The 25811-nt window shown below is 53.2% G+C and carries 25 protein-coding genes; 3 read left to right on the forward strand and 22 right to left on the reverse strand.

What is annotated here, in order from left to right; all coding sequences use genetic code 11:
• Nucleotides 1-103 precede the first annotated feature (103 nt).
• The 3 genes from EQV93_RS03955 to zigA all read right to left on the reverse strand — a co-directional run bounded on the left by EQV93_RS03955 (nucleotide 104) and on the right by zigA (nucleotide 3040).
• Entirely contained in the window at nucleotides 104-1078 is a 975-nt protein-coding gene (locus EQV93_RS03955; protein ID WP_240890912.1) for a CobW family GTP-binding protein, read from the reverse strand.
• Between the two features lie 103 nt (nucleotides 1079-1181).
• On the reverse strand, nucleotides 1182-1835 hold the full coding sequence (locus tag EQV93_RS03960) for a DUF1826 domain-containing protein (protein WP_146385753.1): 654 nt from the start codon (nucleotides 1833-1835) through the stop codon (nucleotides 1182-1184).
• Nucleotides 1832-3040 (reverse strand): zinc metallochaperone GTPase ZigA, encoded by a 1209-nt coding sequence (gene zigA, locus EQV93_RS03965; RefSeq protein ID WP_240890913.1) that lies wholly within the window; start codon nucleotides 3038-3040, stop codon nucleotides 1832-1834. Before zigA ends, EQV93_RS03960 begins: the two co-directional genes overlap by 4 nt.
• 144 nt (nucleotides 3041-3184) lie before the next feature.
• Here zigA and folE2 point away from each other — a divergent pair, with 144 nt between their 5' ends.
• Nucleotides 3185-4078, forward strand: a complete 894-nt coding sequence (gene folE2 / locus EQV93_RS03970) for a GTP cyclohydrolase FolE2 (RefSeq protein WP_240890914.1) — start codon at nucleotides 3185-3187, stop codon at nucleotides 4076-4078.
• 42 nt (nucleotides 4079-4120) lie between these two features.
• On the opposite strand, the gene EQV93_RS03975 is transcribed toward folE2, so the two are convergent.
• On the reverse strand, nucleotides 4121-4642 hold the full coding sequence (locus tag EQV93_RS03975; protein ID WP_122783520.1) for a DUF3617 domain-containing protein: 522 nt from the start codon (nucleotides 4640-4642) through the stop codon (nucleotides 4121-4123).
• Between the two features lie 134 nt (nucleotides 4643-4776).
• Between EQV93_RS03975 and cls the strand changes: the two genes are divergently transcribed.
• Nucleotides 4777-6216, forward strand: a complete 1440-nt coding sequence (cls, locus tag EQV93_RS03980; RefSeq protein WP_146385745.1) for a cardiolipin synthase — start codon at nucleotides 4777-4779, stop codon at nucleotides 6214-6216.
• Nucleotides 6217-6365: 149 nt separating this feature from the next.
• Nucleotides 6366-6683 (forward strand): hypothetical protein, encoded by a 318-nt coding sequence (locus EQV93_RS03985; protein WP_240890915.1) that lies wholly within the window; start codon nucleotides 6366-6368, stop codon nucleotides 6681-6683.
• A 139-nt stretch (nucleotides 6684-6822) separates the two neighbouring features.
• Here EQV93_RS03985 and cfaB read toward each other — a convergent pair whose 3' ends face one another.
• The 18 genes from cfaB to mnmG all read right to left on the reverse strand — a co-directional run bounded on the left by cfaB (nucleotide 6823) and on the right by mnmG (nucleotide 25463).
• Nucleotides 6823-8004: a C17 cyclopropane fatty acid synthase CfaB gene (gene cfaB / locus EQV93_RS03990; protein ID WP_122783518.1), complete on the reverse strand. Its 1182-nt coding sequence runs from the start codon at nucleotides 8002-8004 to the stop codon at nucleotides 6823-6825.
• A 101-nt stretch (nucleotides 8005-8105) separates the two neighbouring features.
• On the reverse strand, nucleotides 8106-9440 hold the full coding sequence (locus tag EQV93_RS03995) for a serine hydrolase domain-containing protein (RefSeq protein ID WP_240890916.1): 1335 nt from the start codon (nucleotides 9438-9440) through the stop codon (nucleotides 8106-8108).
• Between the two features lie 156 nt (nucleotides 9441-9596).
• Nucleotides 9597-11432 carry a glutamine--fructose-6-phosphate transaminase (isomerizing) gene (glmS, locus tag EQV93_RS04000; RefSeq protein ID WP_122783516.1) on the reverse strand — a complete coding sequence of 612 codons (1836 nt, stop codon included), beginning with the start codon at nucleotides 11430-11432 and terminating at the stop codon, nucleotides 9597-9599.
• A 9-nt stretch (nucleotides 11433-11441) separates the two neighbouring features.
• A complete protein-coding gene (locus EQV93_RS04005; RefSeq protein ID WP_122783515.1) occupies nucleotides 11442-12209 on the reverse strand; it encodes a DeoR/GlpR family DNA-binding transcription regulator in 768 nt (255 codons plus the stop codon).
• Between the two features lie 290 nt (nucleotides 12210-12499).
• Nucleotides 12500-13867 carry a bifunctional UDP-N-acetylglucosamine diphosphorylase/glucosamine-1-phosphate N-acetyltransferase GlmU gene (glmU, locus tag EQV93_RS04010; protein ID WP_240890917.1) on the reverse strand — a complete coding sequence of 456 codons (1368 nt, stop codon included), beginning with the start codon at nucleotides 13865-13867 and terminating at the stop codon, nucleotides 12500-12502.
• Between the two features lie 113 nt (nucleotides 13868-13980).
• The gene (locus EQV93_RS04015) at nucleotides 13981-14400 is read right to left on the reverse strand and encodes a F0F1 ATP synthase subunit epsilon (protein WP_122783577.1); all 420 of its coding nucleotides are present in this window, start codon (nucleotides 14398-14400) and stop codon (nucleotides 13981-13983) included.
• Nucleotides 14401-14456: 56 nt separating this feature from the next.
• The gene (gene atpD / locus EQV93_RS04020) at nucleotides 14457-15836 is read right to left on the reverse strand and encodes a F0F1 ATP synthase subunit beta (protein WP_122783513.1); all 1380 of its coding nucleotides are present in this window, start codon (nucleotides 15834-15836) and stop codon (nucleotides 14457-14459) included.
• 27 nt (nucleotides 15837-15863) lie between these two features.
• Entirely contained in the window at nucleotides 15864-16724 is an 861-nt protein-coding gene (gene atpG, locus EQV93_RS04025) for a F0F1 ATP synthase subunit gamma (RefSeq protein WP_122783512.1), read from the reverse strand.
• 50 nt (nucleotides 16725-16774) lie between these two features.
• Nucleotides 16775-18319: a F0F1 ATP synthase subunit alpha gene (atpA, locus tag EQV93_RS04030; protein ID WP_122783511.1), complete on the reverse strand. Its 1545-nt coding sequence runs from the start codon at nucleotides 18317-18319 to the stop codon at nucleotides 16775-16777.
• 21 nt (nucleotides 18320-18340) lie between these two features.
• A complete protein-coding gene (locus EQV93_RS04035) occupies nucleotides 18341-18877 on the reverse strand; it encodes a F0F1 ATP synthase subunit delta (RefSeq protein WP_122783510.1) in 537 nt (178 codons plus the stop codon).
• A 12-nt stretch (nucleotides 18878-18889) separates the two neighbouring features.
• Complete coding sequence (locus tag EQV93_RS04040; protein ID WP_048373561.1) at nucleotides 18890-19360, reverse strand: F0F1 ATP synthase subunit B; 471 nt, start codon at nucleotides 19358-19360, stop codon at nucleotides 18890-18892.
• Between the two features lie 57 nt (nucleotides 19361-19417).
• Nucleotides 19418-19675, reverse strand: a complete 258-nt coding sequence (gene atpE / locus EQV93_RS04045; RefSeq protein WP_002555987.1) for a F0F1 ATP synthase subunit C — start codon at nucleotides 19673-19675, stop codon at nucleotides 19418-19420.
• A gap of 121 nt (nucleotides 19676-19796) precedes the next feature.
• Nucleotides 19797-20666, reverse strand: a complete 870-nt coding sequence (gene atpB, locus EQV93_RS04050) for a F0F1 ATP synthase subunit A (RefSeq protein ID WP_122783509.1) — start codon at nucleotides 20664-20666, stop codon at nucleotides 19797-19799.
• Nucleotides 20667-20682: 16 nt separating this feature from the next.
• A complete protein-coding gene (locus EQV93_RS04055; protein ID WP_003437994.1) occupies nucleotides 20683-21090 on the reverse strand; it encodes a F0F1 ATP synthase subunit I in 408 nt (135 codons plus the stop codon).
• A gap of 147 nt (nucleotides 21091-21237) precedes the next feature.
• On the reverse strand, nucleotides 21238-22110 hold the full coding sequence (locus EQV93_RS04060; protein WP_122783508.1) for a ParB/RepB/Spo0J family partition protein: 873 nt from the start codon (nucleotides 22108-22110) through the stop codon (nucleotides 21238-21240).
• A gap of 9 nt (nucleotides 22111-22119) precedes the next feature.
• Nucleotides 22120-22911, reverse strand: a complete 792-nt coding sequence (locus tag EQV93_RS04065) for a ParA family protein (protein ID WP_122783507.1) — start codon at nucleotides 22909-22911, stop codon at nucleotides 22120-22122.
• A gap of 18 nt (nucleotides 22912-22929) precedes the next feature.
• Complete coding sequence (gene rsmG / locus EQV93_RS04070; protein ID WP_122783506.1) at nucleotides 22930-23574, reverse strand: 16S rRNA (guanine(527)-N(7))-methyltransferase RsmG; 645 nt, start codon at nucleotides 23572-23574, stop codon at nucleotides 22930-22932.
• Entirely contained in the window at nucleotides 23571-25463 is a 1893-nt protein-coding gene (gene mnmG, locus EQV93_RS04075; RefSeq protein ID WP_122783576.1) for a tRNA uridine-5-carboxymethylaminomethyl(34) synthesis enzyme MnmG, read from the reverse strand. The genes rsmG and mnmG overlap by 4 nt, the downstream gene beginning before the upstream one ends.
• Nucleotides 25464-25811 lie beyond the last annotated feature (348 nt).

A 25811-nucleotide genomic window follows, 5' to 3' on the forward strand; every position in this document is an offset into this window, starting at 1 on the left:
AGGTGCCATACAGTTTTTATTGTAGGACAATTTTACCAGCACAGAACCCACTAATAATCAGCATTTAAAGACCGACACCCTACAGCCCTCCCCCCTATACACCTCATTTCTCGGGCCGCACCAGGCAATTTTCCAGGCCATTTTTTAGCCATTCCGCGTCTTGGGGGTGGCTAAAGATGAGCTCAATGCGCGAATCCGTGCGCCACTCAGTGGATTTCCAATGCTCAATGACGTTATCCACAGAATTAGTTGAAAACCAGCCCGTAGAGGTGCGGACAATCAGCTTCGCACGACGCCAATCGAGGTTTTCGAGCCACAAGCGCAACTGACTTGAATCAAACTGCGCGGCCCGATGCCAGCGCCATCCAATACTCCAGCCTTCAGCCTCAGCCTGAGTCGTCACAATAGGGAATTCAGGCTTCATAAATAGACCATTCACCTGAACTAAATCCTTATAAATCAACGACTTATCCACAGGATGAATACAATTCATATCGGCTGCAGGCAGCGTATTTAAAGGGATGCAGCCATGTTCAACCCATAAAACAGGGCACTTTGGCAGGCTGCATGCAATCTGTTCACGTTGCTCGATTTGGACACTATTAGATTTATTCATGACCACTAAACCGGCGATTTCGAGGGCTTTTTGCTGGGTTTCAGGCAAGCGCTTGCCCTGCGCCATCGCTTGCGCATCGAGCACCATGACGCAGGGTTGCAAAGCCAGAACGCCTCGCCAGGGAGCCATACTGAGTTGCTTTAGAATTTGTATGGGATGGCCTAAACCCGACGGTTCAATAAAGAGCCGGTCGGGACGAGACTTGCGCAACAAGCGGCTCAGGCCAATTTGAAAGGGTGCGCCATTGACACAACAGATGCATCCGCCAGCCACTTCAGCAATACCAATGGTGTCGTCCCCCTGGCTCATCAGCGCCGCGTCCAGGCCAATTTGACCAAACTCATTGACCAGAACTGCCCAGCGTTCGTGAGCAGGTTTGTGGGCCATCAGATGCTTAATCAGACTGGTTTTACCAGCACCCAATGGCCCGGCAATCACATGGGTAGGAATGTTCTGCAGCATTATTGCCAGCTTCTGTGTTGATCGAAGCAATCAATATGCCTCAATACACAACTTGTCGCTGCCGGGAATGAAGGCAGCGACTTCAGCTGACGAGAGCGCGTATTTAAGCAAGCCAATCGAGGGTCAAAATCAGGCGGCGCTCACCCACTGCTACAGTCGGCGAACGATGAATAAGCCCAAAACCTTCGTTGCCTTGCCACTTCTCTCCCTTGAGCAAGGCCACTTCGCCTGTCTTGATGACTTCAATCTGTGCAATTTCTATAGATTCGGCAGGTAATTGACCTAAAAGCCGACGCTCCAACACGCCTTCCTTCAACCACTGACTCCCCGGCCCCGCATAGGTGGTAATAAGTCGTACTGGCACATGATCGACATGAAACCGTGGGCACATAGCCTTATCCAAGGCCCTGAGACGCAGCCCTATGCGTTTCGCGCCCAGCAGGCACGCATATGCACTGACCAGCCACTCAATGTCGGCTATAAACCCTTCAAAGCCTTCCAGGTCTTTAAAACGAGAAGCCAAGTGTATGAGGCTCGGGCATGACCGTTCGTCTGATATATTCAGGCTAATTGCGTCACTCAAGGGCTCCTCTAAAGACAACAACAGCGTTGCAAAATTGACAATATGGACGGGTAGTTGGCGCTGCCAAATACTCAGGTTGGTTGAGTTGTCGAGAACACCCGCAAGAATTTCTGGGCTGTGACCGCTCACCTGCTGAGGTCGCGGCACAGCGTTAAGCACGGGCGCATTGATCATGCCGCCACCTCATCATGCCACTCGCCAAAAGGATCGTTCAGGAGTGCCCACCCCTCAACACCCAATGTCATTTCTGCATCCGTGAGCAAACAGGCATCGAGTTCAATTTTCAGACGGTTAAAATCGATATGCTGACCGATAAACACCAGCTCCTGACGACAATCGCCCGTCTCAGGCAGCCACTTTTGAAGGATTTCAGCCTTGGCATCCAAGTCTTGGGGCCATTGATCACGTGCTACAAAACGCCACCACCGGCCAGCAAATCCATAGCGCATCAAACCGCCTGCCTGCGACCAGTTCCCCGCTTCCTGATACTTACTGGCAAGCCAGAAGAAACCTTTGGAGCGCAGTAATTTTCCGTTACTCCAAGGGCGGTCGATAAAATTAAAAAAACGTTCTGGATGAAATGGACGCCGCGCACGATAGCCCGTTGAAGCAATTCCATACTCCTCGGTTTCGGGCACATGCTCACCACATAACTCTTTTAGCCAACCCGGAGCCTCAGCCGCGCGTTCAAAGTCAAAGCGCCCCGTGTTAAGGATTTTGGTGAGGGGTACCTCGCCCATCATCATTGGAATAATTTCTGCCTGAGCGTTCAACCGCTCAAGAATGGCAATCAACTCTTCGCGATCACAACGGCTGATGAGATCAATTTTGCTGATCAAAATAACGTCAGCGAATTCAATTTGCTCAATCAATAAATCGGTAATTGAGCGCTCATCGTCTTCACCCAGCGTTTCACCCCTGGATGCCAAGCTTTCAGCCGCCTGAAAATCCAGCAAAAAGTTAAGACCATCAACGACAGTGACCATGGTATCCAGTCGCGCTATATCGTTCAGGCTTTGGTCCGCATCGTCGCGAAAGGTAAAAGTTTCCGCCACGGGCAAGGGTTCTGAGATCCCCGTTGATTCGATCAATAAATAATCAAACCGACCCTCTTTTGCCAGCTTGCTGACTTCTTCCAACAAGTCTTCACGTAAGGTGCAACAGATGCAGCCGTTGCTCATTTCAACCAGTTTTTCTTCTGCTCGGTTCAGCGTTACATCACGCTGAACCTCGCCGCCATCCAGATTGATTTCACTCATGTCATTGACGATAACTGCCACGCGCAAGTCGTCGCGGTTGCGCAAAATATAATTCAGCAGAGTGCTTTTTCCTGCACCGAGAAAACCTGACAACACTGTCACCGGAAGGCGTTTGGGCATGGGAGTTCCTCATCAGGGTTAGCAGGTCAAAACGCCCGCTTCGAGTCACAGCCATCATTGGCTGCGAATAATGATACATTATAACAATACATTTCGCCGTTATTGTTATCTTGTAACAAACCCATTTTCTGACTGGTGCTCCTTATGAATGCCTTAACCCTTCCCGATGTTGCCTCACAAAACACCCTTCAAGCGCTGCCACTCAACTGGGTGGGTATGTGCGGCATTGCACTACCCGTGTTTATTAATGGACAGAAAAATACAGCCACTGCCGATGCAGGAGTCAGCCTGGATGACGGAGAGGCACGCGGGATTCATATGTCGCGCCTATATTTAGCGCTAGAAGTACTCGACTCGCAGCCCTTGAACCCGCCACTTTTAAAAGAAATTCTTCAGCAATTTCTGGATAGTCACGACGACTTATCCATCTGCGCTTATCTACGGCTCCACACTCAAGTAATGCTGAAACGGCCCGCACTGGTCAGCCCACTGAGTGGCTGGAAAAGCTATCCGGTGTGTATCGACGCATCCTTGAAAAATGGAATGTTCCACGTGGAACTAAATGTCGAAGTGAACTATTCATCAACATGCCCCTGCTCAGCAGCTTTGGCTCGCCAATTGATTCAGCAGCAATTTATAGAGGACTTTGCAAATCGAGCATTACTGCATGCCGATGTGCTCTCGTGGTTAGGCAGTTCTGAAGGGATCGTAGCGACACCACATAGTCAGAGAAGCACTGCTCACCTAAAGGTTGCACTCAATGTCGATACGGAGGAGTTACCGATCAACTTGATGATTGATACGGCTGAAAGCGCCTTGGGGACGGCCGTACAAACTGCGGTTAAGCGCGCAGACGAGCAGGCCTTCGCCTTGGCCAATGGCCAGAATCTAATGTTCTGCGAGGATGCCGCGCGGCGTTTGAACGGGGCACTCAAAACTCTCCAGGGTGTGAAGAGTTTTCATCTGAAAGTGGTACATGCTGAAAGCTTGCACAGCCATGATGCCGTGGCGGAGAGTCGCTGGGATGGGGATGTTTGATAGCAGGAGTTCAGCAGCGTTAAGCTGCCGAACTACATTGCATCAGGCACGTGGTTTAACAGTTCCACAGTTTTGTCCTAGCCAAACTGCGCGCGTATCCATACTGCCTTTTTGCTGAATACCTGTCGCATTGAACGTACCACTCACCTGCGTGGTGAACTCTCGATCGCCAGCAAAAGTTGCAACGCCTGCCCCCTGAGCTTTTGGGCAACTAAAGCGAAACTTCCACTGATTTCCACTACGCTCAGTAATCTGCTGAGTACAACCGGACTTGGGGTCAGTCAACGGAATATCGTTGGTCTGAACCTGCTCAGGCGTTAGACATACTCGAACGCCTTTGCCCCCCATAGTCAGACCCTGGTTCTCCAACTGCGCTTTTTGCTCAGGCGTCATCATGCCCTGTAACTGGCCAAGCATTAGCTGCAAATCAGGCAACTGCTGGCCATCTACTTGCATGTTACTGGAGGTCACTTCCCAGAGACCGGGTTGTAGCATCTGGGCCTGAGCAGCCATTGGGAGAGAAATACCACCGGCCAAAATTAGTCCAAGCAGACGAACATTCATCGAGTCACTCCTACGGGATTATCCGTATTAGACGTTGAAAATTGGCCGAGGTTGCAGCCGTAAAGTATTAGGACATTCATAGCAGAACATGGTCTGTTGTACTAAGCATTGAACTTTGAGGAGCAAGGATACGCATGGATTATCTAGGCCCGCACTTTTTCGGATACCTAATTTTATTGGTCCACAGCTTAGGCTTAATTGCTGCTGTGCATGCAATACTCACCGTCAGAACGGCGCAGGGCTCAATAGCTTGGGCAATGTCTCTTTTCTTCATTCCCTACTTCACCTTGATCCCCTATCTGATTTTTGGCCGCAGCACATTCGACGATTACATTCGCGCTCGTCGCGATGCCAATCAGGAAATGCGTGAAGCGATCATTGATCTGAACTGGAGGCCCTGGGTTGAAGAAGCCCTGGCCGCCCGAAAGTCTGCTGCCTATACATCTCTCAGGGCGATGCCAAGATTGGGACGTATGCCCTGCCTGGCAAACAACTCAGTGCGCTTGCTGATTAATGGCACGGCAACGTTTGACGCTATTTTCGGCGCCATTCGCGAAGCTAAAGAAGTGGTGCTGGTTCAGTTTTTTATCATCCACGATGACGAACTAGGCATGAAGTTACATGCCCTGCTACTGGAAAAAGCCGCACAAGGCGTCGCTGTCCACCTGCTCTATGACAGCATTGGAAGCCACTCCTTACCCAATGCTTATGCCGAGACACTTCGCGCAGGCGGTGTACAGGCTCAGGCATTTGCCACCCGCGGCGGATGGATCAGCCGATTCCAGGTCAACTTTCGCAATCACCGTAAAGTCGTTGTGGTCGATGGCACCAAAGGGTTTGTAGGTGGCCATAACGTAGGGGATGAGTACTTGGGGGCCAAGCCGCCGCTGTCCCCTTGGCGAGATACCCATGTTGAAGTCAGTGGGCCGGTGGTGGCCTGTTTGCAGGAATCATTTGCTGAGGACTGGTTTTGGGCAGCTCGGAAATTACCACCACTGATCCTTCCACAAAGCTATCCGGAAGGCGGCGTACTGTGCCAATTTCTAGCCAGCGGTCCTGCCGATCCTTATGAAACGTGCTCCCTATTTTTTGTTGAAGCCATTCACGCGGCTAACGAACGGGTGTGGATTACAACCCCTTACTTCGTACCTGATGAGGCGGTGTTCTCTGCCTTGAGGCTGGCCGTGTTACGCGGGGTAGATGTGCGCATTTTGATACCGTCTCGACCGGATCACAAAATTGTCTACGCAGCGTCAAGCTTGTATGCCTTTGAAGCCGTGCGCGCGGGTGTGAAAATCTTTCGATACCAGCCCGGGTTTGTGCATCAGAAGGTGGTGTTAATCGATAACGAAATCAGCGCCATTGGCAGTGCCAATATGGACAACCGCTCGTTCCGCCTTAACTTTGAAGTGATGCTACTCACCGTAGACGATGCGTTCGCCACAGAAGTTGAGCACATGCTGCTCGATGATTTTGCGCTGGCTAAAGAGATAACCGAAGCGGATATAAAAGCGACCCACCGCTTACAACAATTGGCGATGCGCGTGGCACGTTTGGTCTCGCCAGTCTTATAGACTGCGTAGGCAAAATCAGTGTTTTGAGTAGGTCATGGCTGAAAGCTGAGTACAGCTCAGACGTTTTCATCTTCATTACCTAAGCTGAGCGGCCCGGCCAAACCGGCCGCTCATTATGTGCATAGGGACAAAAGATGAAATTATCTTTGATGGGATTGTTATTCAGCGTGACCTCACTCGCCCACGCCCAACCCGCGGTGGCAGCGACCCAACCCACGATGGCCGTAGACGTTGGAAAGCCCACCTACATCCATCGACTTCACTATAAAAAGATGTACAGCGAGAAACCATTTGAAGAGGCCGTGTTGTATTACTACGACAACGGCCTATACAAAATCATTTCTCCAGGTGAAAACCACTACGGCGTCTATGTGGTCGAGGGGGATTTTACCGATGCTCAATACAGCGTCAGCTACATCTCACTGCCCTCACCCGATTGGGCGGGAATGTTGCCCGACACGATCTGACCTTTACAAAAGGCTCTCTGACATTCAAACAGAAAGCCCTTGCTCAAGTGGATCAGAACATCCCGTTGCAATACGGAACCTTCATCCAGGAAACCAACCCGGTCGAGAATCCGGTCCCTATCACGTGGCAATTTCAGCCTCAGCGATAAATATCATCTCGTGTCAGTGGCAACTCAAGTGACCCATCTGCGTAGGGTTTAGTCGCCAAAATTTGATCGATGTTAATCCAGCCGTGGGCAAAAGCGTACGCACAGCCGGCCAAGTACAACCGCCAAATCCGCAAGGTTTTCTCGGGGACTAACTTGGCCGCGGCCTCAAGATTGTTTTCCAGGCGCTGACTCCAGTGCTCCAGCGTGCGCGCATAATGCCGGCGCAAACTTTCGACATCGACCACTTCCAGCCCGGCCTCACTGATCTCGGCCGTCATCATGGACAGATGCGGCAACTCGCCGTTGGGGAATACATAGCGATCGATGAAATCCCCTGCCCCACGGCCCACAGGACGACCGTCCGTGTGCTTGGCGGTAATACCATGGTTCATCACCAAACCACCTTCACGTACTGCCTTGGACAGAATTTCACAGTACTCGCGCAGGTTAGCGTGCCCCACATGCTCAAACATACCGACGCTAACAATTTTGTCGAATCGGCCATCCTGGGGCAGATCACGGTAATCAAGCAGTTGCAGATCAACCTTGTCCTGCAGACCATCGGCTTTAACGCGCTCGCGCCCCAAAGCCAATTGTTCTTTGCTCAAGGTAATGCCAAACACCTTGACCCCAAATTCACGCGCTGCAAACCGTGCCAGACCACCCCAGCCGCAGCCCACATCCAATAAGTACTCACCGGGTTTTAGGCGAAGCTTGCGGCACAAAATACGGAATTTTGCCTGCTGTGCCTCATCAAGGCTTTCTTCGGCCGTTTCAAAATAACCGCAGGAATAGGCCATGTCTCGATCGAGCCATAACTGGTAAAACTCGTTGGACAGGTCGTAATGATAAGAAATGGACGCCGCATCCATGGCCTTGTCATGGACGGTGCGTACCGGCGCCTGGCCTTCGTCTTCCACTAACGCTTGGCTCAGTTCATCGCAGACTCGAATCACTTCGCTAATGGAGCCCTCGAGTTCGAGTCGCCCTTCAACAAACGCAGTGCCCAAAAGGTCAAGACTGGGGTGCGTAAACTCAGACACGATTTGTGGATCCTTGACCACAATGGTGACACTGGGTGAAGGACCGAGATTAAACTCGAGTCCGTCCCAAAGCTTTAGGCGTAATGGAAGCTGAAGTTTCTGTAAGGCTGGTGGCAGTTGCGCGAGCATCAGTAAGTCCTCCTTCATTCAGGCGTTGAAACTATAGGGTAGACGAAGAACTGTAACTGTCAGTGTCATGTAAGCCTAAAGCCGTAAGTTAGAGCTCGCGTTTAGTCTGGATGCTTCATCAGCAGCTGTGCCACCGCCTCAAAGGCCGGAATGGTGACCGGGTCGTTTGCCGCGTTACTGGCAACAGGATTGGAGGCATAACGCACGATGACCATCTCGGCCTTGGGGTCGATGTACGTGCGTTGCCCGTAAACGCCGCGAGCCATAAAAGCACCGTCTGGATTATGAGTGACCCACCACATATCTTTATAGCTGCCACCCTTGAGCAAGTCATAGCCAGCTTTGGCGAAAGCTGCTTTATCCCCGCCGGCACGAATATCATCAATGACCGACTTGGGCACAATTTGCTGCCCCAAATACTGACCCTCATTGCGGATCATTTCACCAAACCGTGCCATATCGCGCAGCCCGGTATTCAAACCCCCTCCCGCGAAAGGCGTGCCAATCGAGTCGACGGTGAAATAGGCGGACTGCTCAGCCCCCAGGCGCTGCCAGATTTTTTCTGATAACAACTGAGCGACATTCCGTCCAGTCACTCGGGCAATCACCCAACCCAGTACATCGGTGTTAACCGTTTTATAAGCAAATGCTTTCCCGTGCTCACCCAGAGGTTGGACGGTTTGCAAATACTCCATGTAGGTTTGTGGGCCGGTGTAACCCTTGGGTTTTGGCAGCGGGTTGCCTGCCATCGAGTGCTTCCAGACTTCAGCATCCGGGTCGGCATAATCTTCGCTGTAATCAAGTCCCGTGGTCATGTCCAACACTTGGCGCAGAGTCGCATTACCAAACGCCGACTTGGCCAACTCAGGCACGTAGTCAGCAATATGCTTATTAGCATCCAGGGTGCCATCGGCTACCAGCATGGCCCCCATTGTCCCCACAACTGATTTCGTCATCGACATTGCCGCGTGTTGACCTTGCGGGTTGAGTACACCGAAATAACGTTCGTAAACAATTTTCCCGCGATGCAACACCACGATGCCGTCGGTGTAGTTGGCCGCAAGCGATTGCTCCCATGTCATGGGTTGCTTGCTACCTAAGGGCGTAAACGTCAATTTATCGATATCGGTACGTAACGCCTGGTCTAACGGAACCGGAGCATTCAAACCTCGTGAAACATTGGTGGTGGGCATTAATTGACGGAAATTTGAGACGCTCCAACGCATGGCCGGGAACTTGAAATAACTGCCATCGGCAAAGCGAATGATCCGGTCCGGCGGCGGAGGCGAACCGACCATCCAGCCCATTGTTGCAGGGTTGCTGGCAGCAGCATCTGGATACGTCGTGTCAGTGGCGGCGTTTACCACTGAAGCGGCAAGACAAGTGGTTAAAAAAACGGCCCGGGTACGTGCCGGCTTAAAATTTTTTTTGAACATACAAACGCCTCAGTAAAGAAACAAGACAGCGGCCTCATCGGATTAGCGTAGACCTTATAAATTTTTATTTTTATTAATGCGCCCACTGCCCGAATCCCACAAACAAAAAAACCCGCAGAGCGGGTCTTTTTGATGCAGCTTATTGTTGCCGATGGTTTATTCCACCGTCACCGACTTAGCCAAGTTGCGAGGCTGGTCGACGTCTGTACCTTTAAGCACAGCAACGTAGTAAGACAGCAGTTGCAACGGGATGGTGTAGAGGATTGGCGCCAGCACATCGTGGATGTGCGGCATATTGATGACATGAGTGCCTTCGCCATCGCTCATATTCGCTTGTTCATCAGCGAACACCACCAACTCACCACCACGAGCACGAACTTCTTGGAGGTTGGATTTTAATTTTTCCAACAATTCATTGTTCGGCGCCACCGTCACCACTGGCATGTCGTTATCCACAAGCGCCAGAGGGCCGTGCTTCAACTCGCCTGCCGGATATGCTTCGGCGTGGATGTACGAAATTTCTTTGAGCTTGAGCGCGCCTTCCATCGCCACCGGGAACTGAGCCCCGCGACCCAAGAAGAGTGTGTGATGTTTATCAGCAAACAATTCAGCGACTTTCTCGATGGTGGTATCCATCGCTAACGCTTCACCCAGACGCGTGGGCAAGCGGCGCAATTCTTCAACGAGTTGCGCTTCAACACCCGCTTCCAGCGTGCCGCGAACTTGGCCAAGAGACAGTGTCAGCAGTAACAAGCCAACCAGCTGAGTGGTGAACGCTTTGGTCGATGCAACGCCAATTTCACGGCCGGCTTGTGTCAACAGCGTCAGATCAGACTCACGAACCAATGAGCTGATGCCCACGTTGCAAATCGCCAGGCTGCCGAGGAAGCCCAGTTCTTTGGCATTACGCAGTGCAGCCAGGGTGTCTGCGGTTTCACCCGATTGAGAGATTGTTACGAACAGCGTGTCTGGCTGTACCACCACTTTTCGGTAGCGGAACTCACTGGCCACTTCAACCTGGCACGGAATGCCTGCCAGACTTTCGAGCCAATACCGCGCAACCATGCCTGCGTGGTAGCTGGTACCGCAGGCTACGATTTGTACGTTGCGAACTTTGGCGAATAATTCAGCGGCTTGTGGACCGAAAGCCTGTACCAGTACATGGTCGTGACCCAGACGGTTTTCCAACGTGCGTTGAACCACCGCAGGCTGCTCATGAATTTCTTTGAGCATGTAGTGACGGTATTCACCTTTATCGGCAGCTTCGGCACCATCACGGTATTGCACGGTTTCGCGCTCGACGGTCTGCCCGTTCACATCCCAGATGTGGACACTGTCACGGCGGATTTCGGCAATATCGCCCTCTTCCAGATACATGAAGCGGTCAGTAACCTGTCGCAGGGCTAATTGATCGGAGGCCAGGAAGTTCTCGCCCAATCCCAGTCCTATCACCAGCGGGCTACCACTGCGTGCAGCAACCAGACGGTCAGGTTGCTTGGCACTGATCACGGCCAGACCGTAAGCTCCGTGCAATTCTTTAACCGTCGATTTCAACGCAGCGGCCAGATCGCTTTGCTCTTTGAGCTTGTGGTCCAGCAAGTGCGCAATGACTTCGGTATCAGTGTCTGAAGTAAACACATAACCCAAACCTTTTAGCCGCTCGCGCAAGGCCTCGTGGTTTTCGATAATGCCGTTGTGGACTACAGCCAGATCGGAACCCGAAAAGTGTGGGTGGGCATTTCGCTCGCACGGAGCACCGTGGGTAGCCCAGCGGGTGTGGGCAATTCCCAAACGGCCAACCAACGGTTCGCCAGCCAACGCTTGTTCTAGTTCGGCCACTTTGCCGTTACGGCGTAAACGCTCAAGCGTGCCGTTGTTGGTAAATACAGCAACACCGGCGCTGTCATAACCGCGGTATTCAAGACGTTTCAGGCCTTCCAGCAGAATGGCCGTGATATTACGTTCAGCGACTGCGCCAACGATTCCACACATAAGGTTCTCCTAGTTAAGCTCGGCGCATAACAGCGTTATGCCCCGGGCCTGAATTTGTTCGCGAGCCTCAAGGGGCAAGCGATCATCGGTAATAAGGGTGTGGACGCTGCTCCAGGGCAGTTCCAGATTGGGTATTTTTCGACCAATTTTGTCTGACTCGACCATCACGATCACTTCGCGCGCGACGTCAGCCATGACCCGGCTCAGGCCCAACAACTCATTAAAGGTTGTCGTGCCACGTTGCAGGTCAATGCCGTCCGCACCGATAAACAGTTGATCGAAATCGTAAGAGCGCAACACCTGTTCAGCGACCTGCCCCTGAAAAGACTCAGAGTGGGGATCCCAGGTACCGCCGGTCATTAGCAACACAGGCTCATGTTCCAGTTCGCTCAGGGCGTTAGCGACGTGCAAAGAATTAGTCATCACCACCAAGCCCGGTTGTAGGCCCAGTTGTGGAATCATCGATGCGGTGGTGCTGCCGCTGTCAATGATGATGCGCGCATGCTCTTTAATCAGGCCAACCGCAGCTCGGGCAATGGCCTGCTTATAAAGAGAGATGGGCTGCGGCGATTCACTGACTAACTCTTGGGGCATGGTGATGGCGCCACCATAGCGACGAAGAAGAAGGCCGTTACTTTCGAGCGCAGCCAAGTCCTTGCGAATCGTAACCTCAGAGGTTTCGAAACGCTTGGCCAGTTCATCCACACTCACTTCACCTTGCTCAGCGAGTAAGGACAATATGTTGTGTCTGCGCTGTGGCGTATTACGTTTGGACATAGCGAAATTAAGTTTCGGTTCGAAAGATAACGAAAGCAATGAAACCCTATCTCGAAATGCTCGTCAACAAATTGTTGCCGATATTTTCTGTGAATAACTCTGCTTTACTCTGCATACACAGGGGTTTGATCGCTAAAAGGTAAGCAAAAAAATAAGCCTTATCCACAGGTGGTGGATAAGGCTTAAGATAACTTATTGATTTTAAACAGTTATACGATGACTTGATTTGAGCAGGGCCGGGCTAATTCGCTTGTGGATAACTCTTTTGCAAGCCGCCTAGCACCTAGAAATCAAGGCTTTGGCTGTTTAACCGGTCGCTTCCATCCGTCGATATTACGTTGGCGTGCACGACCAACCGCCAATTGCGCTGGCTCAACATTCTGGCTAATCGTCGAACCGGCAGCGGTGGTTGCACCGCTTGAGATATCCACAGGTGCAACCAAAGAGTTATTGGAGCCAATAAATACATCAGCCCCCAACACGGTTTTCCACTTATTGGCGCCATCGTAGTTACAGGTGATAGTGCCCGCTCCAATATTGGTGCGTGGTCCGACTTCGGCATCCCCCAGATAGGTGAGATGGCCACACTTGGCATCTTCACCCAGATGGGCATTTTTCAATTCGACGAAGTTACCCACATGGGCGCGAGCATCAAGCACGCTGCCTGGACGCAGCCGGGCAAATGGACCTGCATCACTGCCCTCGCCCATCACGGCGCCATCCAGGTGGCTGTTGGCTTTGACCACAACCCCTTTACGCAGCGTGCTGTCTTTGATCACGCAGTTCGGGCCAATCACAACGTTGTCTTCAATGACCACGCGACCTTCGAGGATCACATTGATGTCGATAAGCACATCACGGCCTACCGTCACCTCGCCGCGCACGTCAAACCGGGCCGGGTCACGCAGGGTGACACCCAAGGCCATTAGCCGACGGCCTTCGCGCAGTTGGTAATGCCGCTCCAATTCACTCAATTGTTTGCGGTCATTGGCGCCCTGCACTTCCATCGGATCAAGAGCAAGCTCAGTCGCCACGACCAAACCATCGTTAACCGCCATTGCAATCACGTCAGTCAGGTAGTACTCGCCTTGAGCATTGTTGTTCGACAGGCGGCTCATCCAGTCAGCCAGACGCTGAGTCGGCAAAGCAAGAATGCCTGTGTTGCCTTCCTTGATGGCACGCTGCGCATCCGTGGCATCTTTATGCTCAACGATGGCGCATACCGTGTTTTGCTCATCCCGAACGATTCGGCCATAACCGGTAGGGTCGGCCAGATTGACGGTCAATAACCCCAACTGTTCAGGCCCCACTTGCTTGAGCAGGCGTTGCAAGGTTTCCACTTCAATCAGCGGAACATCACCGTAAAGGATCAGCACATTCTCTGCTGTCAAAAATGGCAGCGCCTGAGCCACGGCATGGCCGGTACCCAACTGCTTGTCTTGCAGCACAAAATTAAGGTCATCAGCCGCCAAACGCTCACGAACCAACTCTGCGCCATGACCGATCACCACGTGGATACCGGTTGGATTGAGCTGCCGGGCGCTGTGGATAACATGCCCTAGCATTGAATTACCGGCTACGGGATGCAAAACCTTGGGCAAAGCCGAGCGCATGCGAGTGCCTTGGCCTGCTGCGAGAATAACGATATCGAGAGACATAACTGGCTACCAATCCTGGGTGGTCAGCGGCTGCGACCAAAAGTAATTCGCGGAAAAAGAAAAAGGGTAGCCGAGGCTACCCTTTTTAATCAATCACGCAATAAGCAGGAGGCTTAGCCGCCAAACTTCTTGCGGATCTGCTGGACGGTGCGCAGCTGAGCTGCGGCCTCGGCCAGTCGTGCAGCAGCAGCTCCGTAATCGAAGTCTGCGCCTTTTTCATTCAGCGCCTTCTCAGCAGCCTTAACGGCTTCTTGAGCGGAGGCTTCATCCAGGTCGGCGGCGCGTTGCACGGTGTCGGCAAGAACCTTGACCATGTTCGGCTGAACCTCGAGGTAACCACCCGAGATGTAAAACACCTCGTCTTCCCCACCCTGTTTGATCAGGCGAATCGGACCTGGCTTGAGTTCAGTGATCAGCGGAGCGTGACCCAGAGCGATACCAAGATCGCCCAGGCTGCCGTGTGCAATCACCATCTCAACCAGACCGGAGAAGATTTCTCCTTCCGCGCTGACGATATCGCAATGGACTGTCATCATATTAGCCATCTGATTGCCTCAACCTGATTAGCGCCCGTTGCCGGGCGCTCGAATTACAGTTTCTTGGCTTTCTCGATCGCTTCTTCGATGCCGCCGACCATGTAGAACGCTTGTTCTGGCAGGTGGTCGTAGTCACCGTTGAGGATGCCTTTGAAGCCAGCAATGGTGTCTTTCAGGGAAACGTATTTACCCGAAGCGCCAGTGAAGACTTCAGCCACGAAGAACGGCTGAGACAAGAAACGCTGGATCTTACGAGCGCGGGATACCAACTGCTTGTCGGTTTCCGACAGCTCGTCCATACCCAGGATCGCAATGATGTCCTTCAGTTCTTTGTAACGCTGCAACACGTACTGAACGCCGCGAGCGGTGTCGTAGTGTTCCTGGCCGATAACGTTCGGATCCAGCTGGCGCGAAGTCGAATCCAGTGGATCTACTGCTGGGTAGATACCCAGGGAAGCGATGTCACGGGACAGAACGACAGTAGCGTCCAAGTGGGCAAACGTGGTCGCAGGCGACGGGTCAGTCAAGTCATCCGCAGGTACGTATACCGCTTGGATCGAAGTGATCGAACCGTTTTTGGTCGAAGTGATGCGCTCTTGCAGAGTACCCATCTCTTCAGCCAGAGTCGGCTGGTAACCTACTGCAGAAGGCATACGGCCCAGCAGTGCGGATACTTCAGTACCGGCCAAGGTGTAACGGTAGATGTTGTCAACGAACAACAGTACGTCGTTACCTTCGTCACGGAACTTCTCGGCCATGGTCAGGCCAGTCAGTGCTACGCGCAGACGGTTACCCGGCGGCTCGTTCATCTGACCGTAAACCAGTGCCACTTTATCCAGTACGCTGGAATCCTTCATCTCGTGGTAGAAGTCGTTACCCTCACGGGTACGCTCGCCCACACCAGCAAACACAGAGTAACCGCTGTGTTCCATGGCGATGTTACGGATCAGTTCCATCATGTTTACGGTTTTGCCTACACCGGCACCACCGAACAGACCAACCTTACCGCCTTTTGCAAACGGGCAGATCAGGTCGATAACCTTGATACCAGTTTCCAGAAGGTCGTTGCCGCCCGCTTGTTCAGCGAAGGACGGTGCAGGGCGGTGAATGCCCCAACGCTCTTCGGTTTCAATCGGGCCAGCTTCGTCGATCGGGTTGCCCAGAACGTCCATGATCCGGCCCAGGGTAGCTTTACCTACTGGTACGGAGATGGCTGCGCCAGTGTCGGTGACTTCCAGACCGCGCTTCAAGCCCTCGGTGGAACCCATCGCAATGGTACGAACCACGCCGTCGCCCAGCTGCTGCTGAACTTCCAGAGTGGTTCCGGCCGCGCTTTGTACTTTCAGCGCGTTGTAGATGCTCGGTACGTTTTCGCGTGGAAATTCCACGTCGATCACGGCGCCGATGATTTGAACGATACGTCCGCTACTCATAGCTGGATCCTCTGAATATTTGAACCGTTAAACCGCGGCAGCGCCGCCGACGATTTCCGAGATCTCTTGGGTGATCGCAGCCTGACGCGCCTTGTTGTAGATCAGCTGCAAATCGCTGATCAAATCACCGGCGTTATCAGTGGCGTTCTTCATTGCGATCATCCGCGCAGCTTGTTCAGCTGCACTGTTCTCGACCACCGCCTGGTACACCTGCGACTCCACGTAACGCACCATCAAGCCGTCTAGCAGCTCTTTGGCATCTGGTTCGTAGAGGTAGTCCCAGTGGTGCTTGAGTTCTTGATCCGGGGTCGCCACCAGTGGAATCAACTGCTCCACAGTCGGCTGTTGCGTCATGGTGTTGATGAACTTGTTGGATACCACGGACAGGCGATCAATACGGCCTTCCAAGTATGCATCCAGCATCACCTTAACGCTGCCGATCAAATCATTGATCGACGGTTCTTCACCCAGATGGCTGATTGCAGCGACGACGTTACCGCCGAAGTTACGGAAAAAAGCCGCACCTTTGCTGCCGACCACGCACAGATCAATCTCGACGCCGTTTTCGCGGTTTACCGCCATGTCCTTGACCAAAGCCTTGAACAGGTTGGTATTCAAACCACCGCACAAACCACGGTCACTGCTCACAACCACATAACCGGCACGCTTTACAGCGCGATCAATCATGAAGGGGTGGCGGTATTCCGGGTTGGCGTTGGCCAAATGCCCAATAACCTGGCGGATGCGCTCCGCATAAGGACGGCTAGCAGCCATGCGCATTTGTGCCTTGCGCATTTTGCTCACCGCCACTTTTTCCATGGCGCTGGTAATTTTTTGCGTGCTTTTGATGCTCGCAATCTTACTGCGAATCTCTTTTGCGCCTGCCATGTAACACCTATCAGGTTAGCAAGCGGGAGCCTTGCGACTCCCGCTGCGGCTTACCAGGTTTGGGTGGCCTTGAACTTCTCGATACCGGCTTTGATGCCAGAATCGATGTCGTCATTGAAGTCACCTTTAACGTTGATCTTCGCCATAAGCTCGGCGTGATCGCGGTTGAAGTAAGCAATCAGCGCTTGTTCAAAGCTACCGACCTTGGTGATTTCGACGTCAGTCAGGAACCCACGCTCAGCGGCATACAGCGACAGCGCCATGTCAGCGATCGACATTGGTGCGTATTGCTTCTGCTTCATCAGCTCGGTAACGCGCTGACCATGCTCAAGTTGCTTACGGGTCGCTTCGTCCAGGTCAGAAGCGAACTGGGCGAATGCCGCCAGTTCACGGTACTGAGCCAGAGCGGTACGGATACCACCAGACAGCTTCTTGATGATCTTGGTCTGAGCGGCACCACCCACACGGGATACCGAAACACCGGCGTTCACTGCAGGACGGATCCCGGAGTTGAACATGGCCGATTCCAGGAAGATCTGACCGTCAGTGATGGAAATCACGTTGGTCGGAACGAACGCGGAAACGTCGCCAGCTTGAGTTTCGATGATCGGCAGTGCGGTCAGGGAACCGGTTTTGCCGGTCACTGCGCCGTTGGTGAACTTCTCTACGTACTCTTCGGAAACGCGGGATGCGCGCTCCAGCAGACGGGAGTGGAGATAGAACACGTCGCCTGGGTAAGCTTCACGGCCTGGTGGACGGCGCAGCAGCAGGGAAATCTGGCGGTAAGCCACTGCTTGCTTGGACAGATCGTCATAAACGATCAGCGCGTCTTCACCGCGGTCGCGGAAGTATTCGCCCATGGTGCAACCGGAGTACGGTGCCAGGAACTGCAGCGCTGCGGATTCGGAAGCACTGGCAGCAACGACGATGGTGTTAGCCAACGCGCCGTTTTCTTCCAGCTTGCGAACCACGTTGGCGATAGTCGATTGCTTCTGACCGATCGCTACGTATACACAGAAAATGCCGCTGTTCTTCTGGTTGATGATCGCGTCGATCGCCAGAGCGGTTTTACCGATCTGACGGTCACCGATGATCAGCTCACGCTGGCCACGGCCGACAGGAATCATGGCATCGACAGCCTTGTAGCCAGTCTGTACAGGCTGGTCTACCGACTTACGCCAGATCACGCCTGGAGCAACTTTCTCGACTGCATCAGTCTCGGTGTTGTTCAGCGGACCTTTGCCGTCAACTGGGTTACCCAGTGCGTCGACAACGCGACCCAGCAGTTCCTTACCAACCGGAACTTCCAGGATGCGGCCAGTGCACTTGGCGCTCATGCCTTCAGCCAGAGTCGTGTACGCGCCCAATACAACGGCACCTACAGAGTCTTGCTCCAGGTTGAGAGCCATACCGAAGACGCTGCCTGGAAACTCGATCATCTCGCCGTACATTACGTCGGCCAGACCGTGAATCCGCACAATGCCGTCAGATACGCTGACGACAGTGCCTTCGTTACGGGCTTGGGAGGTCACATCGAGTTTTTCGATGCGGCCCTTGATAATTTCACTTATTTCGGAAGGATTGAGTTGCTGCATTGCTCTGCTGCCCCTTCAAACTCAAGATTTCAATGCTTCGGCAAGGTTTGCGAGTTTTCCGCGAACCGAGCCATCGATAACCAGGTCGCCGGCGCGGATGATGACACCACCTATAAGGCTGGCATCCTCCGCAACTTGCAGGCGCACTTCCCGGTTGAGTCGTGCACTGAGAACCTTGGCGAGTTTGTCTTGCTGTTCTTGGTTCAATGCAAAAGCACTGGTCACTTCTACGTCTACCGACTTCTCTTGTTCAGCCTTGTACAGGTCAAACAGAGCGGCAATCTCCGGCAAAAGCGGGAGACGGTCGTTTTCGGCAACGACGTTAATGAAGTTCTGTACTTCTACATTGAACTTGTCGCCGCACACGTCAATAAACGTGGCGGCCTTTTCTGCGCTCGTCAGTCGCGGGGCCTTGAGCACGCGCTGCATAGTGTCGTCTTGCGACACTGCTGCAGCCAGGCCGAGCATGGCTGACCAAGAGGCCAGTTGCTGGTGGGCCTGGGCGTGCTCGAAGGCTGCCTTAGCGTAAGGTCGGGCCAACGTGGTCAATTCTGCCATGATCGCCCTCGCTTAAATTTCAGCAGCCAGTTTATTAACCAGCTCCGCGTGCGCGTTTTGATCGATTGTGGCACCCAGGATCTTCTCAGCACCTTCAACAGCCAGGCCACCCAATTGGGCGCGCAGGGCGTCTTTAACGCTGTTCAGTTCCTGTTCGATCTCGGCCTGAGCCTGAGCCTTCACACGGTCAGCTTCAACGCGAGCCTGTTCACGGGCTTCGTCTACGATCTGAGTACCGCGTTTCTTGGCTTGCTCAATGATTTCAGCTGCTTGAGCCTTAGCTTCGCGCAGTTGCTGACCCGCTTTATCTTGGGCCAACTCCAGGTCGCGAGCTGCTCGGTTAGCAGCGTCCAATCCAGCCGCAATCTTCTTCTGACGTTCTTGCAATGCCGCGATGACCGGAGGCCACACGAACTTCATGCAAAACAGTACAAAGATGAAGAACGCAACGGACTGGCCAATCAGGGTTGCATTAATGTTCACGCCAACACCTCGCTCGTTCGTTGTCTATCACTTCAATCAACTCGAATTATCGAGTGATTAGCCAGCGAGTTGACCAACGAAGGGATTAGCGAAGGTGAAGAACAGTGCGATACCAACACCGATCATGGTTACGGCGTCGAGCAGACCGGCAACGATGAACATTTTAACTTGCAGCATTGGAACCATTTCTGGTTGACGCGCTGCGCCTTCCAGGAACTTGCCACCCAACAGGCCGAAACCAATTGCGGTGCCCAGTGCGCCCAGGCCGATCAACAGTGCAACAGCGATAGCGGTTAGACCAACTACAGTTTCCATCTTTCCTCCCGACTTTTACGTCGTATGGTTTAGGTTTTTAGATTAAAGCGGTAAAACAAAATCATTTTGCGACGCCTTTCCGCCGGGGAGCGGGAAGGCGCCAGACTCGCCGAGACGGGCCTTAGTGGTTCTCTTCGTGTGCCATCGACAAGTAAACGATGGTCAACATCATGAAGATGAACGCTTGCAAGGTGATGATCAGGATGTGGAATACAGCCCACGCCCATTGCAGCACCACGCCCAGACCGCTAAGCCAAAGCAGGCCGCTGCCGAACATTACGGCGATCAGGATAAATACCAGTTCGCCAGCGTACATGTTGCCGAACAGACGCAGTGCCAGCGAGATTGGCTTGGCAATCAGCGTCACGAATTCGAGCAGGAAGTTCACCGGAATCAGCAGCGCTTGAACAAAAATGTTCTTGCTACCGAAAGGATGCAGGGTCAGTTCGCCAATGAAGCCGCCGATGCCCTTGATCTTGATGCTGTAGAAGATGATCAGAGCGAATACCGAAAGGGCCATGCCCAAGGTAGCGTTAGGATCAGTCGTCGGTACGGCACGGAACGGGAAGTGCTCATCGCCTGTGATCAGGATGGCCAACTGAGGAATCCAGTCAACCGGGATCAAGTCGATGGCGTTCATCAGGAACACCCAAACGAAAATAGTCAGCGCCAACGGTGCAATAACTGCACTGCGTCCGTGGAAACTGTCTTTGACACTGCCATCAACGAATTCCACCAGTACTTCTACGAAGTTCTGAAGTGCGCCTGGTTGACCGGAAGTTGCCTTCTTGGCCGCCATGCGGAATACGAGGACAAACAATAGGCCGACAAAGACAGACCAGCCAAGTGTATCGACGTGGAATGCCCAAAAGCCCATCTGTTTAGCTTCTGCAACGGTGTGAGCAAAGCCCCAGCCGCCGTCAGGTAGCTGCCCGAAGGTCAGGTTCTGTAAGTGGTGCTGGATATAGCCCGAAGCGGTTGTTTCTGCCATGGTTGCCTCAAACGCCCTAAGGTCTCGAAAGTGTTGTTCTCATTAGCAGGGGAGCAAACCAACTGACCAATTGGGTCAGCACGAATACGCCGAATACAGCGAGCGGCGCCAATGGCTTCACACCTGCAAACGTCAGCGCGAACAGCACTGCCGTCAAAATTAACTTGCCTGCCTCACCAGCGTAAAACGACCGGACGATGGCTTGCGCTGCTCGAGCGCCGGAAAACCGGAATGCCCTGTGAGCAAAATACACATTGGGTAGCAAAGCTATCAGGCCTCCGCAGAGTCCTGAATATCCGGCGACGACTCCATGCCACTGCCACAGCCCCAGAGCTGCCAGCAATAAAACGACAAATTGAGCCAGTAAAACCGGGAAAACCGCTAAGCGATGGAACGGCAAGCGGTTTGGCGTGCGGGTTTCCATCACAATGCTCCTCAAAGGTCGGCTACCAAAAAGTATTAACTTGGCATAATTTGTGCCGACAAAATGCGCGCAGAGTATAGGGGCGACGAGGCCCCTATTCAACTGTCAGGTAGTGATTTCCGACTGCGCGCTACATAGGGAAATGTTTCAGCGGATGTGAGCAAGCACTCCTTGAAGCTCATCAAGAGAATTGTAACCAATCACTAATTGGCCTTTTCCCTTCTTTCCGTGGCGAATCTGCACCGCAGAGCCTAGGCGCTCAGCCAGTCGCTGTTCGAGCCGGGTGATATCAGGATCGGCCTTAACGGGTTCAGCAGCTTCTTGTTTGCCGCTCAACCACTGGCGAACAAGGGCTTCGGTCTGACGCACTGTCAGGCCACGTGCGACAACATGTCGCGCCCCTTCAACCTGTTGAGGTTCTGGCAAACCAAGCAATGCCCGCGCATGACCCATTTCCAGGTCACCATGGGAGAGCATGGTTTTGATCACTTCCGGCAATGAAATCAATCGCAACAAGTTAGCCACAGACACTCGGGACTTACCCACAGCGTCAGCCACTTGTTGCTGAGTCAGCTGGAACTCTTGCTGCAAACGCTGCAAGGCCACGGCCTCTTCAATCGGATTGAGGTCTTCACGCTGGATGTTTTCGATCAACGCCATCGCAATCGCGGTTTCATCCGGCACATCGCGCACCATCGCAGGGATAGTCTCTTTGCCCGCCTGCTGGCTGGCACGCCAGCGGCGTTCACCGGCAATGATCTCAAAACGATTATCAGCAATCGGGCGAACCACGATTGGCTGCATCACGCCTTGGGTCTTGATTGAATTGGCTAGCTCTTCAAGCGCTTGCGGATCCATGTCACGACGTGGCTGATATTTGCCACGCTGAATCAGATCCAGTGGCAGGTGCTGCAACTCACTTTGATCAACCTTGACCGCTTGCTCTTCCAACGAGCTGACTGTAGGACCGCTTAGCAGTGCATCCAGTCCGCGTCCGAGACCTCGTTTCTTGACGGCCATGGGATTTCCTTAAGTAGGCTGAGCAGTGCGGGAGGTTCGACGTTGGCGGCGAACCAGCTCGCCGGCCAGGGCAAGGTAGGCAATCGCGCCACGGGAATTTTTGTCATACGCCAGCGCTGGCATGCCGTAGCTCGGTGCTTCGGCCAGGCGGATATTGCGCGGTATCACAGTCTCGTAGAGCTGCTCACCGAAGTGTTCCTTGAGCTGAGCCGACACATCGTTCATCAGGCTCAGACGCGGATCAAACATGGTGCGAAGCAAACCTTCGATCTTTAGATTCGGGTTCAGCAACTCGGCGATTCGCTTGATGTTATCCACAAGGTCGCTCAAACCTTCCAGTGCAAAATATTCGCACTGCATGGGGATAATTACCCCGTCGGCAGCGACCAGAGCGTTCAACGTCAGCATCGAGAGTGACGGCGGGCAGTCGATCAAGATGAAATCATAGCTCTCGCGAACAGGCGCCAATGCTGTACGCAGACGGCTTTCTTTCATCTGCATTTCAAGCAGAACGACTTCAGCCGCGGTCAGGTCGCGGTTCGCGGGCAAAAGCTGATAGCCACCGTGCTCGGAGACATGCATGGCCTGAGCCAGATCACATTCCCCGATCAACAGGTCATAAACTGAGTTTTCAAGACCATGTTTATCCACACCGCTACCCATGGTGGCGTTGCCTTGTGGATCGAGGTCGATGAGCAGCACGCGTCGCTTGGTCGCGACCAGCGATGCTGCGAGGTTGATACAGGTGGTGGTTTTACCCACACCACCCTTTTGGTTCGCTATTGCGAATACCTTAGCCATTCTTGCTTGCGTTCCCAATCATGCCGTGCGGCGCAGTATCAGCAGATGGCGTTGGCCTTGGCAACCCGGAACGGTCAAGGCGTGTTCGCCATCGAGACGAAAATCAGACGGCAATGCTACCAGCTCATCGGCCGGATGAACGCCCTTCATTGCCAACCAGCGTGTTTCACCGTCGCCCAAGTGGCGCGTCCAGTTAGTGAAGTTCTCCATGCTGCTGAAAGCTCTGGACACAATTCCTGTGAACGGCTGCTCAGGCTGGTACTCCTCAACGCGGCTGTGGATAACTTGCAGGTTTTCCAGCTTAAGCTCAAGTTTGACTTGGGTCAGGAAGCGGGTTTTCTTACCGTTGCTGTCCAGGCAAGTGACCTGCGATTCGGGAAACAGGATCGCCAGGGGAATGCCAGGCATCCCCCCACCACTGCCAACATCCAACCAACGGCCGTTTTCGATAAACGGCATCACACTCAGGCTGTCGAGCAAATGGCGAGAAACCATTTCGTCCGGGTTACGCACAGCCGTGAGGTTGTAAGCCTTATTCCATTTGATCAACAGGGCCAAATACGCCAGCAATTGCTCATGCTGGTTTTCAGTCAGCGCGACGCCCAGTTGGCGTGCACCTGTGGATAACTCTTCGGCGTTTTGTGCAGTGACCAGCGAACTCAAGCGTTTTGCTCCAACGTGCGGCCAGCGCCGCGTTTTTTCAGATGAATCATCAACAGGGAAATTGCTGCCGGTGTCACACCCGGAATACGCGAAGCCTGACCCAGGGTCTCGGGACGCGTGGCCCCCAGCTTGCTCTGGATCTCTTTCGACAGCCCGGAAATGTTCGTGTAATCGATATCCACAGGCAGTTTGGTGTTTTCACTGGCGCGTAAACGGGCAATTTCGTCTTGTTGACGATCAATGTAACCGGCGTACTTGGTTTTAATCTCGACCTGCTCGGCGACCAGCGGATCTTCAGCGCCCTGGCCTGTTACTTCGACCAAACCTGCATAGTCGATTTCTGGACGGGTCAACAGATTCAGCAAATTGTATTCATGGGTCAACGGCGTGCCAAATTTGGCTGCAATGGCATCACCCTGCTCAGTGCCCGGGCGCACCCATGTAGATTTCAAACGCTGTTCTTCGAGCGCGATACTTTCACGCTTAGTGCAGAAAGCGGCCCAACGGGCGTCGTCAACCAGACCCAACTCGCGGCCTTTTTCAGTCAAGCGCATATCAGCGTTGTCTTCACGCAGAATCAGGCGGTATTCAGCACGTGAGGTAAACATCCGATACGGTTCTTGAGTACCCAATGTAATCAGGTCGTCGACCAATACCCCGATATACGCCTCATCGCGACGCGGGCACCAGCTTTCCTTGCCCTGCGAAAGCAGTGCGGCGTTAGCGCCAGCGAGCAAACCTTGGGCACCCGCTTCTTCGTAACCCGTCGTGCCGTTGATCTGCCCTGCAAAGAACAAACCTCCAATCACTTTGGTTTCGAGGCTGTACTTCAAGTCGCGCGGATCGAAATAGTCGTATTCGATGGCGTAACCCGGCCGCACGATGTGAGCGTTTTCCATGCCGCGAATCGATTGAACAATCTGGATTTGTACATCGAATGGCAAGGACGTCGAAATACCGTTCGGGTACAGCTCGTGAGTAGTCAAACCTTCCGGCTCGATAAAGACCTGATGGCTTTCCTTGTCAGCAAAGCGATGGATCTTGTCTTCGATCGAAGGGCAGTATCGTGGGCCAATACCTTCGATTACACCCGAATACATCGGCGAGCGATCAAGGTTGGAGGCAATGATTTCATGGGTGCGGGCATTGGTATGGGTGATCCAGCAACTGACTTGAGCCGGGTGCTGTTCCTTATTCCCCATGAACGACATCACTGGAATCGGTGTATCGCCTGGTTGCTCGGTCATGACCGAGAAATCTACCGAACGTCCATCAATTCGCGGCGGCGTCCCGGTTTTCAGGCGACCGACCCGCAATGGCAACTCACGCAGGCGCTGAGCCAAAGCGATCGAAGGAGGATCACCGGCTCGGCCACCGGAATAATTCTGCATGCCAATGTGGATAAGTCCACCGAGGAACGTACCGGTGGTTAACACAACAGCATCCGCCATGAACCGCAGACCCATTTGGGTCACTACGCCACGCACTTGATCCTGTTCAACGATCAGGTCATCAGCCGCCTGTTGAAATATCCACAGGTTCGGTTGGTTTTCCAGAATTTCCCGTACTGCCGCCTTGTAGAGAATGCGGTCAGCCTGTGCACGGGTTGCGCGCACGGCCGGGCCTTTTCGGCCATTGAGTACACGGAACTGAATGCCGCCTTTATCGGTGGCAATCGCCATTGCCCCGCCGAGGGCATCGATCTCTTTTACTAGATGGCTTTTACCAATCCCGCCAATCGCAGGATTGCAGCTCATTTGCCCGAGGGTTTCCACGTTGTGGGTCAACAGCAGGGTTTTTACGCCCATGCGTGCTGAAGCAAGTGCAGCCTCGGTTCCGGCGTGACCGCCGCCGATGACGATCACTGCAAAACGGGAAGGGAAATTCACCACGCACCTCGTGCCTGTTACTAGGGGTTTTTGGATAGACCGCGAAGTATAGGGACTTCGCCCTTCTTAAAGAACCCTTTGCACAAAATTTAACCAGCTGTGGATAAGGGCAAGATAGATAAATAAATAGAGAAGAAATTTATAAAGCTTTGTTTTTATGTTTATTTCTACTGAGGCACCTTTCTGTGGATAGATTGCTACAGGCCATATTTTACGGACTGTACAGAGATTCAAAAGTCTGTGGTCATGTGCCAATGAGGGGCGTGAATAAGTGGTTTAAGCCTGTGGGTAAAACAGGTGCTTATCCACAGGGGCGGTTATCTTCAGTTTTCAGGCCTACTTACCCAC

Source organism: Pseudomonas sp. TMW22091 (assembly GCF_022496705.1).
Lineage (GTDB): Bacteria > Pseudomonadota > Gammaproteobacteria > Pseudomonadales > Pseudomonadaceae > Aquipseudomonas > Aquipseudomonas saxonica.

What these genes read in the sequence shown, in the direction of transcription:
- glmS (WP_122783516.1), bottom strand. Translation starts at nt 11,432, where the DNA reads ATGTGTGGAATCGTTGGCGCAGTCGCTGAACGTAATATCACGGCCATT.
- EQV93_RS04060 (WP_122783508.1), bottom strand. Translation starts at nt 22,110, where the DNA reads ATGGCCGTCAAGAAACGAGGTCTCGGACGCGGACTGGATGCACTGCTA.
- atpB (WP_122783509.1), bottom strand. Translation starts at nt 20,666, where the DNA reads ATGGCAGAAACAACCGCTTCGGGCTATATCCAGCACCACTTACAGAAC.
- cfaB (WP_122783518.1), bottom strand. Translation starts at nt 8,004, where the DNA reads ATGCTCGCGCAACTGCCACCAGCCTTACAGAAACTTCAGCTTCCATTA.
- EQV93_RS04055 (WP_003437994.1), bottom strand. Translation starts at nt 21,090, where the DNA reads ATGGAAACCCGCACGCCAAACCGCTTGCCGTTCCATCGCTTAGCGGTT.
- zigA (WP_240890913.1), bottom strand. Translation starts at nt 3,040, where the DNA reads ATGCCCAAACGCCTTCCGGTGACAGTGTTGTCAGGTTTTCTCGGTGCA.
- folE2 (WP_240890914.1), top strand. Translation starts at nt 3,185, where the DNA reads ATGAATGCCTTAACCCTTCCCGATGTTGCCTCACAAAACACCCTTCAA.
- atpE (WP_002555987.1), bottom strand. Translation starts at nt 19,675, where the DNA reads ATGGAAACTGTAGTTGGTCTAACCGCTATCGCTGTTGCACTGTTGATC.
- EQV93_RS03975 (WP_122783520.1), bottom strand. Translation starts at nt 4,642, where the DNA reads ATGAATGTTCGTCTGCTTGGACTAATTTTGGCCGGTGGTATTTCTCTC.
- EQV93_RS04015 (WP_122783577.1), bottom strand. Translation starts at nt 14,400, where the DNA reads ATGACAGTCCATTGCGATATCGTCAGCGCGGAAGGAGAAATCTTCTCC.
- EQV93_RS04005 (WP_122783515.1), bottom strand. Translation starts at nt 12,209, where the DNA reads ATGTCCAAACGTAATACGCCACAGCGCAGACACAACATATTGTCCTTA.
- EQV93_RS04065 (WP_122783507.1), bottom strand. Translation starts at nt 22,911, where the DNA reads ATGGCTAAGGTATTCGCAATAGCGAACCAAAAGGGTGGTGTGGGTAAA.
- glmU (WP_240890917.1), bottom strand. Translation starts at nt 13,867, where the DNA reads ATGTCTCTCGATATCGTTATTCTCGCAGCAGGCCAAGGCACTCGCATG.
- EQV93_RS03960 (WP_146385753.1), bottom strand. Translation starts at nt 1,835, where the DNA reads ATGATCAATGCGCCCGTGCTTAACGCTGTGCCGCGACCTCAGCAGGTG.
- EQV93_RS03995 (WP_240890916.1), bottom strand. Translation starts at nt 9,440, where the DNA reads ATGTTCAAAAAAAATTTTAAGCCGGCACGTACCCGGGCCGTTTTTTTA.
- cls (WP_146385745.1), top strand. Translation starts at nt 4,777, where the DNA reads ATGGATTATCTAGGCCCGCACTTTTTCGGATACCTAATTTTATTGGTC.
- EQV93_RS03955 (WP_240890912.1), bottom strand. Translation starts at nt 1,078, where the DNA reads ATGCTGCAGAACATTCCTACCCATGTGATTGCCGGGCCATTGGGTGCT.
- atpA (WP_122783511.1), bottom strand. Translation starts at nt 18,319, where the DNA reads ATGCAGCAACTCAATCCTTCCGAAATAAGTGAAATTATCAAGGGCCGC.
- atpD (WP_122783513.1), bottom strand. Translation starts at nt 15,836, where the DNA reads ATGAGTAGCGGACGTATCGTTCAAATCATCGGCGCCGTGATCGACGTG.
- EQV93_RS03985 (WP_240890915.1), top strand. Translation starts at nt 6,366, where the DNA reads ATGGGATTGTTATTCAGCGTGACCTCACTCGCCCACGCCCAACCCGCG.
- EQV93_RS04035 (WP_122783510.1), bottom strand. Translation starts at nt 18,877, where the DNA reads ATGGCAGAATTGACCACGTTGGCCCGACCTTACGCTAAGGCAGCCTTC.
- atpG (WP_122783512.1), bottom strand. Translation starts at nt 16,724, where the DNA reads ATGGCAGGCGCAAAAGAGATTCGCAGTAAGATTGCGAGCATCAAAAGC.